At 67.8% G+C, this 13854-nt stretch carries 10 protein-coding genes; 7 read left to right on the top strand and 3 right to left on the bottom strand.

The features are described from left to right. Positions 1-40 precede the first annotated feature (40 nt). The 7 genes from leuS (at position 41) to cysS (ending at position 10224) form a co-directional block, all read left to right on the top strand. Positions 41-2689 carry a leucine--tRNA ligase gene (gene leuS / locus IHV25_RS07915; RefSeq protein ID WP_192534574.1) on the top strand — a complete coding sequence of 883 codons (2649 nt, stop codon included), beginning with the start codon at positions 41-43 and terminating at the stop codon, positions 2687-2689. Continuing rightward, the gene (locus IHV25_RS07910; RefSeq protein WP_192534573.1) at positions 2676-3245 is read left to right on the top strand and encodes a hypothetical protein; all 570 of its coding nucleotides are present in this window, start codon (positions 2676-2678) and stop codon (positions 3243-3245) included. The genes leuS and IHV25_RS07910 overlap by 14 nt, the downstream gene beginning before the upstream one ends. Before the next feature lie 2 nt (positions 3246-3247). Further along, the gene (holA, locus tag IHV25_RS07905; protein WP_192534572.1) at positions 3248-4282 is read left to right on the top strand and encodes a DNA polymerase III subunit delta; all 1035 of its coding nucleotides are present in this window, start codon (positions 3248-3250) and stop codon (positions 4280-4282) included. A 366-nt stretch (positions 4283-4648) separates the two neighbouring features. Beyond that, positions 4649-5722, top strand: a complete 1074-nt coding sequence (locus IHV25_RS07900; protein WP_274605261.1) for a TerC/Alx family metal homeostasis membrane protein — start codon at positions 4649-4651, stop codon at positions 5720-5722. Then, the gene (locus tag IHV25_RS07895) at positions 5719-7428 is read left to right on the top strand and encodes an NAD+ synthase (protein ID WP_192534571.1); all 1710 of its coding nucleotides are present in this window, start codon (positions 5719-5721) and stop codon (positions 7426-7428) included. The genes IHV25_RS07900 and IHV25_RS07895 overlap by 4 nt, the downstream gene beginning before the upstream one ends. Before the next feature lie 13 nt (positions 7429-7441). Next, positions 7442-8797, top strand: a complete 1356-nt coding sequence (locus IHV25_RS07890; protein ID WP_192534570.1) for a glutamate--tRNA ligase — start codon at positions 7442-7444, stop codon at positions 8795-8797. After that, entirely contained in the window at positions 8797-10224 is a 1428-nt protein-coding gene (gene cysS / locus IHV25_RS07885; protein ID WP_192534610.1) for a cysteine--tRNA ligase, read from the top strand. The genes IHV25_RS07890 and cysS overlap by 1 nt, the downstream gene beginning before the upstream one ends. Before the next feature lie 312 nt (positions 10225-10536). Here the strand turns inward: cysS and IHV25_RS07880 are convergent, their stop codons facing one another. The 3 genes from IHV25_RS07880 to hisC form a co-directional block, all read right to left on the bottom strand. After that, a complete protein-coding gene (locus tag IHV25_RS07880) occupies positions 10537-11223 on the bottom strand; it encodes a TylF/MycF/NovP-related O-methyltransferase (protein ID WP_192534569.1) in 687 nt (228 codons plus the stop codon). A gap of 589 nt (positions 11224-11812) precedes the next feature. Continuing rightward, positions 11813-12697 (bottom strand): prephenate/arogenate dehydrogenase family protein, encoded by an 885-nt coding sequence (locus tag IHV25_RS07875; protein ID WP_192534568.1) that lies wholly within the window; start codon positions 12695-12697, stop codon positions 11813-11815. Continuing rightward, positions 12694-13806, bottom strand: a complete 1113-nt coding sequence (gene hisC / locus IHV25_RS07870; protein ID WP_192534567.1) for a histidinol-phosphate transaminase — start codon at positions 13804-13806, stop codon at positions 12694-12696. The genes IHV25_RS07875 and hisC overlap by 4 nt, the downstream gene beginning before the upstream one ends. Positions 13807-13854: the final 48 nt, after the last annotated feature.

The raw sequence follows: 13854 nt of genomic DNA, 5'->3' as shown, positions 1-13854 counted from the left end.
CGCTTGCGCGTTCCTGTCAAGTTCGGGAAGGTTCGCTCTGATGGCGTCCGAAGACAGCTATTCGTTTCGGGAAGTTGAGGCCAGGTGGCAGGCTCTGTGGGCCGATCGCAACGCGTTTGCGGTCAGCGAGGACACGTCGCGTCCCAAGTACTATGTCCTGGAGATGTTCCCCTATCCCTCCGGACGCATTCACATGGGGCACGTGCGCAACTACACCCTCGGGGACGTGGTGGCCCGTTTCCGGCGCGCCCAGGGCTACAACGTTCTCCATCCCATGGGGTGGGACGCCTTCGGCCTTCCGGCAGAAAACGCGGCAATCGAGCGGGGCGTCCATCCGGCGGTCTGGACCCGCAAGAACGTTGCGGACATGCGCGAGCAGTTCCGGCCCATGGGGCTGTCCATCGACTGGAGCCGCGAGTTCGCCACCTGCGACCCCGAGTACTACAAGCACGAACAGAAGATGTTCCTGGACTTCCTGAAGGCCGGTCTTGCGTACCGCAAGGAGTCCTGGGTCAACTGGGATCCGGTGGACCTGTGCGTCCTCGCCAACGAGCAGGTGGTGGACGGCAAGGGCTGGCGTTCGGGCGCTCCGGTGGAGCGGCGCCGTCTGGACCAGTGGTTCCTGCGCATCACCCGGTACGCCGAGGATCTGCTCCAGGGCATTGAGGAGCTGGAGCGCTGGCCGGACAAGGTCCGCCTGATGCAGACCAACTGGATCGGCCGTTCGGTGGGCGCCCAGTTCCGGTTCGCCATCGAGGGCCGCGAGGACGGCATCGACGTCTTCACCACCCGCCCGGACACCCTGTTCGGGGCCTCGTTCTGTGCGATTTCGGCCAACCACCCCCTGGCCGAGGATCTGGCCCGGACCAACCCCTCTGTGCGGGAGTTCATCACCGAGTGCGGGCGCATGGGCACGTCCGAGGCGGACATCGAGAGCGCCGAGAAGAAGGGCTTCGATACGGGCCTGCGGGTGTTCCATCCGTTTGTGGAGGGGGTGACCCTTCCGGTCTACATCGCCAACTTCGTGCTGATGGATTACGGCACCGGCGCCCTGTTCGGCTGTCCGGCCCACGACCAGAGGGACATGGAGTTCGCTCGCAAGTACGGCCTGCCTGTGAAGGCGGTTGTGGCGCCGAAGGACCAGGATGCGCAGGCGTTCGCCGCCGCCCTGGAGGCCTCCGACGAGGCCTATACCGGGGACGGCGTGGCCATCAACTCGGGCTTCCTGGACGGGCTGCCCGTGGCTGAGGCCAAGGCCGCCGCCATCGATCGCCTGCGGGAGCTGGGCGCCGGGGACGGCGTCGTCCAGTACCGTCTGCGGGACTGGGGTGTGTCGCGCCAGCGCTACTGGGGCTGCCCGATCCCCATCGTCAAATGCGACTGCTGCGGCATGGTTCCCGTTCCCGAGGACCAGCTTCCGGTGGAGCTGCCCGAGGACGTGGATTTCAGCGTGCACGGCAACCCGCTGGAGCATCACCCCACCTGGAAGCACACCACGTGCCCGGAATGCGGCAAGCCCGCCCTTCGGGAGACGGACACCCTCGACACGTTCTTTGAGAGCTCGTGGTATTTTGCGCGCTTCTGTTCGCCCCACGCCTCGGACCGGGCCTTTGACCGGACGGCGGTGGACTACTGGCTCCCGGTGGACCAGTACGTGGGCGGTGTGGAGCACGCGGTCCTGCACCTTCTGTACTCGCGCTTCTTTACCCGCGCCCTCAGGGACTGCGGCTACCTGGGCGTTGCCGAGCCCTTCGACGGCCTGTTCACCCAGGGCATGATCTGCCACGAGACCTACGAGGTGGAGACCAACGGGGAAGAGCCGGCCACAGAGGCGGCGACCACGGAGGGGGCGGCCACGGAGGGGTCGAGCAAGTGGGTCTACCCCGAGGACGTGGAGCAGCGTCCCGACGGCTCCCTGATCCGCCGCACGGACGGGAAACCCGTGATCCGCGGGCGCTCCATCAAGATGTCCAAGTCCAAGAACAACACGGTGGATCCGAACGGCATCCTGGAAAGCCACGGTGCGGATGCGGCCCGCCTGTTCATGCTCTCGGACGTGCCTCCCGAGCGGGATATGGACTGGTCCGCCGCCGGCATCGACGGGGCCTCGCGCTATCTGGGGCGCCTGTGGCGTCTGGCCTCCCACCCGGCGTTTGACCTCGGGGCTCCGGGCACGCCGGTGCCCGACACCCTGTCGCCCGCGGCCGAGGCCCTGCGGCGCCAGACCCACCGGACCATGGCGGGCGTGACGGCGGATCTGGAGAAGTTCCGCTTCAACAGCGCGGTTGCCCGGATCCGGGAGCTGACCAACGCCATCGCGTCGCTGGATCCGGCCACCCCCGACGGGGGTGTGGTGGCCCGCTTTGCCCTGGAAACGGCGGTGCGCCTGTTTGCGCCCATGATCCCCCACATCGCGGAGGAGGTCTGGGCGACCCTGGGGCACGACACGCCGCTGGTGTTCTCGCCCTGGCCCGTCTGGGATGAGGCGTACCTCCAGGAGGAGACCGTCCAGCTGGCGGTCCAGGTGAACGGAAAGATGCGCGGAACGGTCGGGGTGCCCCCGGGATCGGATCAGGACACGGCTCTGGCCGCGGCTCTGGCCCTGCCCACCGTCCAGGCCCAGGTGGGGGACAAGCCCCTGCGCAAGGTCATCCTCGTGCCGGACAGGATCATCAATGTCATCGTCTGATGTGAAACGACGGGCCGTGCTCGGCCTGCTGGCGGGAGCCCCCCTTCTTCTGGGGGGCTGCGGGTTCCGTTCGGCCCTGACGACGCGCCCCGGCGCGGGCGGGACGGACTCGAACCTGACCCTGGTCGAGCACGTCTACGTCCATCACATCACCTACCGGGACGGCAGCGGCTCCGAGCGCACCGTCCACGACCTCTACAACGCTCTGGTGGACCGCTTTGGCGAGCCGGAGCGTCCGGCCTTCTCGCTGCGCAGTTCCTATGAGCGGCGGTCCTGGTCCTCGGGTGTGAGCATGACCGACCGCTCCAGCCGCTGGACGGTTCAGGGGACTTTGGCGTTCTCCCTCTTCGCCCTCAATCAGGAGGGGCAGGCTCCGCCGCGCCTCCTGTTCCAGGGGCAGGAGGTCTCCTGGTCATCCTTCGACCGTATGGACTCGCCCTTCTCCGACCGGATCGCCGAGCGGGAGATGGATCGCCAGATCGCCCTGCGGCTGGCCGATCAGGTCTTCAACCGCGTGGTGGCCTGGATTGCCCGGGCGAACGAGGGGCGGGGCTGAGCATGGAGCTGAAAGGCGCAGCTGTTGCTTCGTTCCTGAAGCGGCCCGACCCGGCGGTCCGGGCCGTTCTCGTTTATGGGGCGGACGTGGGCCTGGTGCGCGAGCGCATCGAGGCGCTGGCCCACACCGTGGTGGACGACCTGTCCGACCCCTTCCGGGTGACCACCCTGACCGGCCCGGATCTGGTGAAGGAGCCCTCCCTTCTGCCGGACGAGGCCTCGGCCTTGTCCATGATGGGCGGGCGGCGCCTGGTCCTGGTCCGGGATCTGAGCGACCAGCACACGCGGCTTCTGAAGGACTTCATTGAAAACCCGGTGGGGGACGCGCTGGTCCTGTTCCAGGCAGGCTCGCTTCTCAAGGCGTCGTCCCTGCGCAAGCTGTTCGAGGGCTCGAAGACCGCCGCCGCCCTGGCCTGCTACGCGGATGAGGGCCGGGCCCTGGAGGCCGTCATCCAGGAGATGTTCCGTGACCAGGGGGTCAGCACTGAGGCCGAGGTTCTGGCCTTCCTGTGTGACCACCTGGGCTCGGACCGGGCCCTGACCCGCTCGGAAATTGGCAAGCTCCTGACCTATATAGGCTCCGCCCGGACCGTCACCCTCGAGGACGCCCGGGCCTGCGTGGGCGACACGGCGCGCCTGGGGCTGGATGACCTGTGCAGCGCCACCGCCGGCGGTAACCCCTCCCTCGCCATCCGGACCCTGCTGCGCCTTCTGGGGGAGGGCACGGCCGGTGTGGCCGTGGCCCGGTCGCTTCTGCGCCATTTCTCCCGGCTTCAGCTTGTGGCCGGACAGGTCGCCGAGGGGCGCTCGCCCGAGCAGGCCATGGGGCTTCTGAGGCCCCCCGTGTTTCCCTCCCAGGGGGCGGCGTTCCGCGCCCAGGTGAAGAGCTGGTCGGCGGTCCGGCTGATGCAGGCCCTGGACCTGATCCAGGAGGCGGAGTGCGAACTGAAGACCACCGGCGTGCGCGAGGCTCCCGTTCTCGAGCGGCTGGTGCTGCGCCTTGCGGGCAGCGCCTCGTCCCGGGGGCGCGCGGGCTGAGCTCCCGCCGCCGGGGTGCCCCGGCCCGGGCGTGGCCGGTCGTGCGGGATGTATCCGGTTTGCTGGCGGGCCGTCAGGTCGGTCGGGTAGGATGGTACGGGCCGGGGCGTTTCCCGGGATTGCGAGACCTGATTTACGTTGCATTTCTGTTAGTTTCCGTGCGGGGGCGGGGTGCCGCCACCTCCCGGCTTGACGCTGGGTGCCGGACGACTTTATCTGTCCCCCACGATCTCCGGTTTCCGTCCGTCGCTCTGTGCGCGGCGCGGGCGGACCACACTGTGCAGGAGCCCGGTGCCCGGGTCCGGGGGTCTGCCCCCGGCGGGACGACGCTCCGCCCCCTGTCCTGTCTGAGAAAAAGGCCTCCCCATGGTCCAGAGCGTATCCGCCGAGACTGCCGCGTCCGCCATGACGTCCCACTTCGGCTTTCCCCTTGAAACCCTCGGGATTTTCGTCTGTGTCGTGGCCGTGTCCATCTTCATGGACCTGTTTGCCCACCGGAACTCCACCGAGATCCGCCTGCGCGATGCGGTGGGCTGGTCCGTGTTCTGGGTCAGCCTGGCCCTGAGCTTCTACGGCTACCTCTGGGTGCGCTTCGACAAGTCCTGGGCGGACCTGTACCTGGCGGGCTATGCCCTCGAAAAGGCGCTCTCCGTGGACAATCTAATGGTTTTCATGGCGATTTTCGCCTCGTTCGGCGTGCGCGGCGCAGACCAGCACCGGGTGCTCTACTGGGGCATTCTGGGGGCCATCGTCTTTCGGGCGATTTTCGTGGGGATCGGGGCCGGACTGTTCCTCTGGGCGCCCTGGGTGGGCTTTGTGTTTGCGGCCATTGTGCTCTGGACGGCCTGGAAGATGCTGACGGCGGGCTCGCAGCACCAGGAGATCGAGGACTACTCCGATCACTGGTCTGTGCGCATTGCCCGGCGCTTCGTGCCCGTTCTTCCCCAACGGGACGGCCATGCCTTTTTCGTGGGGGCGAGGCGCGCGGCCTCTCTGGCGGCGGCCACCGGCGCAGCCGTGGTGGGCTCCGGCCGCAAGGCGCTGTTCTACGTCACCCCCATGTTCCTGTGCCTGATCGCCATCGAGGCCTCGGACATCATGTTCGCCTTTGATTCGGTCCCGGCCATCATTGCTGTGACCCACGAGCCGCTTCTTGTCTACGCGGCCATGATCTTCGCCATGCTGGGCCTGCGGTCCCTGTACTTTGTGCTGGCCGCGGCGACCCGCTACGTGGTGCACCTGGACAAGGCCGTGATCGCCCTTCTGTTCTTCATTGCCTTCAAACTCGTTTTCCACGCGATCGAGCAGATATCGGGCTGGCATCCTTTTGAAATTACGCCCACAATGAGTCTTCTGGTGATCCTTGGTGTTCTCGGTGCCGGATGCGTGGCCTCGTTCCTGTGGCCCGGCCCCAAAGATGGCGGACAAGAGCAGTCATGACGACATCCTTGCGAATTTCCCTGCTTCAGATGGATGCGGTCCTTGGGGACGTCTTTGGAAACGCCCGGCGGATCCTGGAGTTCCGCGCCCGCGCCTTTGCCGAGGGGGCGGACCTGGTGGTGGCCCCGGAGATGGTCCTGCCGGGCTATCCCCCCGAGGATCTTGTGTTCCAGACCTCCTTTCTCGAGGATGTGCGCCGGGCGGTGGACATCCTGGCCGAGGCAACGACGGACGGTGGTCCGGGCCTTCTGGTGGGCGGTCCCTGGCGGTCCGGGAGCGGATGCACCAACTCGGCCTTCCTGATCGACACGGGACGTCTGCTGGCGGTGACCAGCAAGGTCAACCTCCCCAACGATGGCGTGTTCGACGAGAAGCGGGTGTTCGTGCCCGGTTCCATGCCCAAGCCCCTGCGGTTCCGCCAGCACCGCCTGGGGGTGATCCTGTGCGAGGATCTGTGGAGCGACGACGTCGTTACAGGCCTGGTCTCGGGAGGGGCGGATATCCTGATCGCGCTCAATGCCTCGCCCTTCGAGATCGGCTGCGGTGACATTCCGGCCAAGCCCGCCCAGCGCCTTGAGGTGGCCCGCAAGCGGGTGGAGGAAACGGGCCTGGGGCTGGTCTACGTCAACAAGGTGGGCGGCCAGGACGAGGTCGTCTTCGACGGCGGCTCGTTCGCGGTGTCCCCGGGCGGCAAGTTCGGGCCGTCGTGCGTGCTGAACCTGCCCCACTGGCGGGAGGAGATGGCCTCGGTTCTGATGACCGCGGCGGGCGGCGAGCTCATGGATGTGAGCGGTCTGCCCCCGTATGAGGAGCTCTCGGAAAACGAGCACATCTACCGGGCCCTGGTGACCGGGCTTGGGGACTATGTGAACAAGAACGGCTTCCCCGGGGTTCTGATCGGACTTTCCGGCGGCATCGACAGTGCCCTCGCCGCGGCGGTCGCGGTGGATGCCCTTGGCCCGGACCGGGTCCGCGGCGTCCTGCTGCGCAGCCCCTACACCAGCGCCGAGAGCGTCGAGGACGCCTACGGTGTGGCCCGTCTTCTGGGCATCCGGCTCGATGACCTGGACATCCAGCCCGGGATCATGGCCGTCAACCACATGCTGGAGCCCCTGTTTGCGGGCGTCGCCCCGGACCTGACCGAGGAGAATATCCAGGCCCGGCTGCGCGGCCTGCTTCTCATGGCCCTGTCGAACAAGTTCCACCCCATGCTGATTGCCACCAGCAACAAGTCCGAGACCAGCGTGGGCTACAGCACGCTGTACGGTGACATGTGCGGCGGCTTCTCGGTCCTGAAGGACGTCTACAAGACCCGGGTGTTTGCGCTCTCGCGCTGGCGCAACGCGCTCGAGGACATGGGCCCGCCGGGGGAGGATGCCTTTCTGGGGGCTCCCGGCCCGGTCATGCCCGAGCGGGTGATCTCCAAGGCGCCCTCGGCCGAGCTCCGGGAAAACCAGAAGGACGAGGACACCCTGCCGCCTTACGTGGTCCTGGACGCCATCCTCGAGCTGCTGATCGAGCGTGAGTTCGGTATCCGCGAGGCGGCCCTGGAGGGCGGTTTCGACATCGAGCTTGTCCGGCGGGTCTGGACGATGCTGGCCCGGGCGGAGTACAAGCGTCGCCAGGCCCCTCCGGGAGTGAAGGTCACGCGCCTTGCCTTCGGACGGGACCGCCGCTACCCCATCACGAACGCCTACAACGGCTGATCCGGTTTATGTGATGAACACTCTGACCACGCCGACCCCCGGAGTGCGGGTGCGCTTCGCGCCCAGCCCCACGGGGGAGCTGCATCTTGGGAATGCCCGCATCGCCATCATCAACGCCCTGTTTTCCCGGGCGCACGGGGGCGAGTTCATTTTGCGTCTGGATGACACGGATGCGGAGCGCTCGACGGATGCGTTCGCCCACGGCATCCGCGACGACCTGGCCTGGCTGGGGCTGACCTGGTCCCGGGAGGAACGCCAGAGCGACCGGGAGCCTCTCTACCGGGAGGCCCTGGCGCAGCTGGAGGCCGCCGGGCGCCTGTATCCCTGCTTTGAGACCCCCGAGGAGCTCGAGGCCCACCGCACCTGGCGGCGCGCCCGCGGGCAGCCGCCGGTCTACAACCGCGAGACCCGGCGCCTGACGGACGAGATCCAAGCCCGGGCCGAAAGCGGCACCCACGCGCCGCACTGGCGTTTTGCGCTGGAGCCACGGGACATCGTCTGGGATGACCTGGTGCGGGGGCGCTGCCATTACAACGGGGCCCACCTGTCCGACCCGGTTCTCGTGCGGGCCGACGGCCTGTTCCTCTACACGCTGCCGTCGGTGGTGGACGACCTGGAGATGGGCATCACCCATGTGATCCGGGGCGAGGACCACGTGGTCAACACGGCCGTCCAGTTGCAACTGATCGAGGCCCTGGGCGGGGTTGCTCCCGCCTGGGCCCATCTGCCCCTGGTGCTGTCCGCCGACGGGGGACCGCTGTCCAAGCGCGAGGGTTCCCTGTCCCTGTCGGGCCTGCGGGCGGAGGGCATCCAGCCCGAGGCCATCACGGCCCTGATGGCGGCTCTCGGGGGCTCGGGCGCGCCGGAGCCCGGCCTGTCCCTCGATGAGCTGGCCCGGGACTTCCGGCTGGAGGCCTTCGGTCGCGCTCCGCCCCGTCTGGATCCGGAGGATCTGCCGCGCCTCAGCGCCCGTGTGATCCATACCCTGCCCTGGGAGACCGCCCGTGCCCGGGGGGTGACCCTCACCGAGCAGGCCTGGCCTGTGGTGCGCCCCAACCTGGAGCGTCTGGACGAGGCCCGGGCCTGGGAACGGGTGCTCGACGGGCCCCTGGACCCGGTGACGGAGGACGGGGACCGGGAGTTTCTGGACCAGGCGGTGTCCTGCCTGCCGGCCTCTCCCTGGGACCGGACCACCTGGAAAACCTGGACCGACGCCCTGAAGGCCCTTTCGGGCCGCAAGGGGCGCCCGCTCTTTCTGCCACTGCGCCGTGCGCTGACGGGCACCGATCACGGCCCGGACATGAATGATCTTCTGCCCCTGCTGGATCCGGGGCGTGTACAGGCCCGCCTGAAGGGAAACACTGCATGATGACCGCGCCTTTTGCCCCCACGCCCCTGACGCTCCACAACACCATGAGCGGGGAGAAGGAAACGTTCGTTCCCCTCGATCCGGACAACGTGCGCCTGTACGTCTGCGGCCCCACGGTGTACGACCGGGCCCACATCGGCAACGCCCGCCCTGTGGTGGTGTTCGACGTTCTGGCGCGGCTCCTGCGCCGGCGCTTCCCCAAAGTGACCTACGTCCGCAACATCACGGACGTGGACGACAAGATCAACGCCCGCTCCCGGGAAACCGGCGAGAGCATCGACGCCATCACGGGCCGGACCATCGGCTGGTATCACGAGGACATGGGCCTTCTGAACGCCCTGCCGCCGGATGTGGAGCCGCGGGCGACCCACCACATCCCGGCCATGATCGACATGATCAGCACGCTTATTGCCAGGGGCCATGCCTACGAGGCCGAGGGGCACGTGCTGTTTTCCGTCTCCAGCATGCCCGATTACGGCCGCCTTTCGCGCCGCTCCCGCGATGACATGATTGCCGGAGCCCGGGTCGAGGTGGCGCCCTACAAGCGTGACCCGGCGGACTTCGTGCTCTGGAAGCCGTCCGACGAGACCCTGCCGGGCTGGGAGTCCCCCTGGGGGCGCGGCCGTCCGGGCTGGCATATCGAGTGCTCGGCCATGAGCAGCCAGTACCTGGGGACCAGCTTCGACATCCACGGCGGCGGCCACGACCTGATCTTCCCCCACCACGAGAACGAGATTGCCCAGAGCGTGGGCTGCCACGGTCATGGAACCTTTGCCCGCTTCTGGCTGCACAACGGCCACGTGGTGGTGGACGGCGAGAAGATGTCCAAGTCCCTGGGCAACTTCCTGACGGTTCAGGATCTTCTGGCGGATGCGCCGGGTGAGGTGATCCGTCTGGCCCTTCTGGACACCCACTACCGCCAGCCTCTGGACTGGACCCGCGAGCGGGTCGCCCGGGCGGGCAAGACCCTGGACCGCTTCTATGCGGCGCTGGAGCGGGTCGGCGCGGTGGAGCCCTCCTTCGACAGGGAGGCGGCGGCACTGGGCCAGGCGGCCTGGGACCGGCTGTGCGACGATCTGAACACGCCGGGCGCCCTGGGCGAGCTGCACCGGATGGTGGCGGACCTGAACCGCTCGGAGGATCCGCGGGAGCAGGCGGCCCTGAAGGGCGCAATCCTGAGCCTGGGCGGGCTTCTGGGGCTTCTGGACAAGGATCCGGTGGCCTGGCGCCAGGGCGCGTTCGCCCCGGCGGCGGGCGGTGTCGACGAGCTGGACGCGGCCGCGGTCGAGGCCCTGATCGAGGAGCGCCTGGCCGCGCGCAAGGCGCGCAACTACGGACGCGCGGACGAGATCCGCGACGACCTGAAGGCCCGGGGGATCGAGCTTGAGGACGGCCCCTCCGGGACCGCGTGGCGCAAGATCGCCTGATGGCCGCCTGGTCGGGGTGGTGACGGACGCCTGGCGGTGGAAGGCTGATGGCGGAAGGCTGATGCCCGACGCATCGGACGCCGGACATGAGCCCCGGACATCGGCCCCCCTGCGCCGGACCCGGACGCCGGCCCCAAACGCCGGACAGGGGTGGCGCACTCCGGGGCGTCGCGAGCGCCCAAACGCAAACGGCCCGGAGGAGGGTTCCCCCGGGCCGTTTTTTGTGTCGTGCAGGTCCAGGCTGCCGGGGCCGCACAGCGGGCGGGTGCCCGGCGTCCGGTGGCGCCCGATGATGCCGCCGGGGCGCGGGTCTCAGGGCTCGTAGGTGCGCGCCGGCGTGATCGTGCAGGCCACCTGCATGGGGAACCGGGCGTCCCCGGCAAAGCCTGAGAACTCGACCGTGGCCCCGGTCATCTGACAGTAGTTCCACAAAGCCCGGGTTTCGTGCCCTGTGAACTCGTCGAAGATGGCCAGATAGGGCTCCTTGAAACGATCGATCATGGTCATGGCAAACACGGTGGCGCTGTAGATGTCGGCGTCGTAGTGGACGACCAGGTTCTTGAGCTCGCTCCGTCCAGAAAGAAAGTCTGGAAGTGTATTCTGGAACCATCCTTTGATGAACTGAACCCGCGGATCGGCGATCTGCGGGATTTGCCCCTCCACATCGAAGGAGCTTCGGGGAAGGGTCCGGGTCCAGTCTTCCGGAAGGCCCTCGAAGCTGTCGAACCCGTAAAACCGGGACTGGGGGTGGGTGTTGAGCTCGCTGAACGTCCGGATGGACTCCCCCCGGAACACGCCGAACTCAAGGACGGTGATCTCGCGGTTTTCAAGCGGGGCGAAGACACTGCGCCACAGATCCTCGCGCCGCGGGAAGGCGGGGGTCTGCCGGACGGTCGGGAACCGGTTCCGCAAGATCGAAAGGGCCAGCCAGCGTTCGACAAAATCCACCGGAACTCTGGACAGGCCGTCTTTCAGGGCGCCACGCAACGTGCTCAGCATACAGGGACTCCTTCGGGGGGCGGGCTGCAGGCCCGGGGCGGATCACGGGACAGGCCGGTTCGGAGCCTGCGGGATTTCGGTCCTCTCACAGTTGGACCGGAGGGAACGGGTACCGGGGAGGGCCCGTCCGGGTGTGGACGCCGGGGAGACCCCATGGGGTTTATCTCTAGCAGGATGGGGCAGAAGGACCAAGTCAAATTCAGGGGGCTGGGAGCAACCTCAGAAGAGGACCAAATGATCCGGGCGCGCCCGCAGCGGCGGTCCCGGTGAGGCTGACGGGTCGGAGACAAGGGGTGACGGTCCCGGGGTATCTCACCGTGTCAGATGGCGTGGCGGCGGGATCGGGTCCGGTGGTGCGGCTGTCGTGCCGGGATCCGGCCCCGGTGAGGCTGACGGGTCGGAGAAAAGGGGTGACGGTCCCGGGGTATCTCACCGTGTCAGATGGCGTGGCGGTGGGACCGGGTCCGGTGGCGCGGCTGTCGCGCCGGGATCCGGCCCCGGTATGAGGGCCCTGGACACGCAAACGGCCCGGAGGAGAGTTCCCCCGGGCCGCCTGTCGGTCATCGGATGTGGTCGCTGTTGCGCGCGATCAGGCCTGCTTGGCGTCGATCACCGCCTTGCGGATGGCCCGGGTGCGGCTGAACAGTTCCTCCAGCACCTCGCCCTCGCCCCAGCGGATCGCCCGCTGAAGGGCGGTCAGGTCTTCGGTGAAGCGCTGGAGCACGTCCAGCACCGCATCGCGGTTGTTGAGAAAAATATCGCGCCACATGATGGGGTCCGAGCCCGCAATACGGGTGAAGTCACGGAAACCGGTGGCCGAGAACCTCACCACCTCGCGGGACATCTGGGTCTCCATGTTGGAGGCGGTTCCCACGATGGTGTAGGCGATCAGGTGGGGCAGGTGCGAGGTGATGGCCAGCACCCGGTCGTGATGGGCCGGATCCATGATCTCGATGGCCATTCCGGCCCGGCGCCACATCTCGGAGACCTTCTCCAGGGCATCGGGGTTCGTGTCCGGCAGGGGCGTGAGAACGCACCAGCGGCCCTGGAACACCTGGGCAAAACCGGCGTCAGGGCCGGATTTTTCCGTACCCGCCAGCGGGTGCCCGGGCACGAAGTGAACCGTGTCCGGGAGCTCGGGCGTGACCATCTCGATCACGCGCAGCTTGACCGAGCCCACGTCGGTGACGATGGCTCCGGGCTTCAGGGAGGGCGCGATGGTCCGGGCGATCTGGTCCGAGACCCCCACCGGCGCGCACAGCACCACCAGGTCCGCATCCCGGACCGCCTGGGCCAGGTCGGTGGTGGCCTCGTCCACGATGCCAAGCTCCAGGGCGCGTTCGGCGACGCCGGGGCCCGTGTCTCCGGCCACCACGGTGCGGGCCATGTCCTCGCGCCGGATGACCCGCGCGAGGGACGAGCCGATCAGGCCGATGCCAAGGATGGCGACCCGGTCAAAAAGCGGTTCTGTCATGAGCCTCCGCCTTCTTCCATGAATTCGGTCAGGGTCTGGACGAACAGCTCCATCTCCTCGCCGGTGCCGATGGACACCCTGAGGGAGTCCGGCAGGCCGTAGCCCGCGACCCGGCGGCAGATCAGCCCGCGGGAGCGCAGGAACGCATCCGCGCGCTCGGCTGTGCGCGGGCCCTCGGAGGGGAACGTGGCCAGAAGGAAGTTGCCCTCGGACGGGGTCACCACAAGGCCCAGGGCCTCCATCTTCTCGCGGGTCCACTCGCGCCAGAGCCGGTTGTGGGCGCGCACGCTGTCCTGGAACTCCGTGTCCTTGATGGCCGCCACGCCCGCCACCTGGGCCAGGGCCGAGACGTTGAACGGACCGCGCACCCGGTTCAGGACATCGACAATGTGGGCAGGACCGTAGGCCCAGCCCAGGCGGATGCCGCCCATGCCGTGGATCTTGGAGAAGGTGCGCAGCATCACCGTGTTCGGGTGGGAGTTCACAAGCCCGATGCCGCCGTCAAAGCTGTTGCTCTGGACGAACTCGCAGTAGGCCGAGTCCAGGGCCAGGATGATGTCATCGCGCAGGCCCTCGCGCAGGCGCTGGACCTCGGACGGCGGCAGGATCGTGCCCGTGGGGTTGTTCGGGTTGGCAAGGAAGACCAGCCGGGTGGTGTCCTTCACGGTGGCAAGAAGGGCGTCCACGTCCGCGGTCAGGTTCGTCTCGGGCGCGAAGAGGGTCTCGACGCCCGCGCTCTTGCCGTAGATCGAGTACATGAGAAACCCGTAGCGGCTCTGCACCAGGGTGTCCCCCGGTCCCGCGTAGGAGTGGATCAGCATGCCGATCAGCTCGTCCGAGCCGGCGCCGCAGACGATCCGGGCCGGATCGATGCCGTACTGCTGTCCGATGGCCTCTCTCAGCTCCACACAGGCCCCGTCCGGATATCGATAGACGTCCCCGGCCGCATGGATCATGGCGTCGCGCGCGCGCGGGCTGCACCCGAGGGCACCCTCGTTGGAGGCCAGCTTGATGATCCGGGAAACACCGGGGATTTTCGACTCGCCACCCGCATAGGGGACGATATCCATAATTCCGGGGCGGGGCAGGGGAGTGTTCGACAGGTTCATGGTAACGATCCTTGAGGACTCGCAAGTCAGCCCATGCTGTTGAGGGGC

The sequence above is a fragment of the Phaeovibrio sulfidiphilus genome (genome assembly GCF_014861485.1).
GTDB lineage: Bacteria > Pseudomonadota > Alphaproteobacteria > Rhodospirillales > Rhodospirillaceae > Phaeovibrio > Phaeovibrio sulfidiphilus.
Note: the sequence above shows the minus strand (reverse complement) of the source record. Positions and strands in the feature narration are given on the sequence as shown.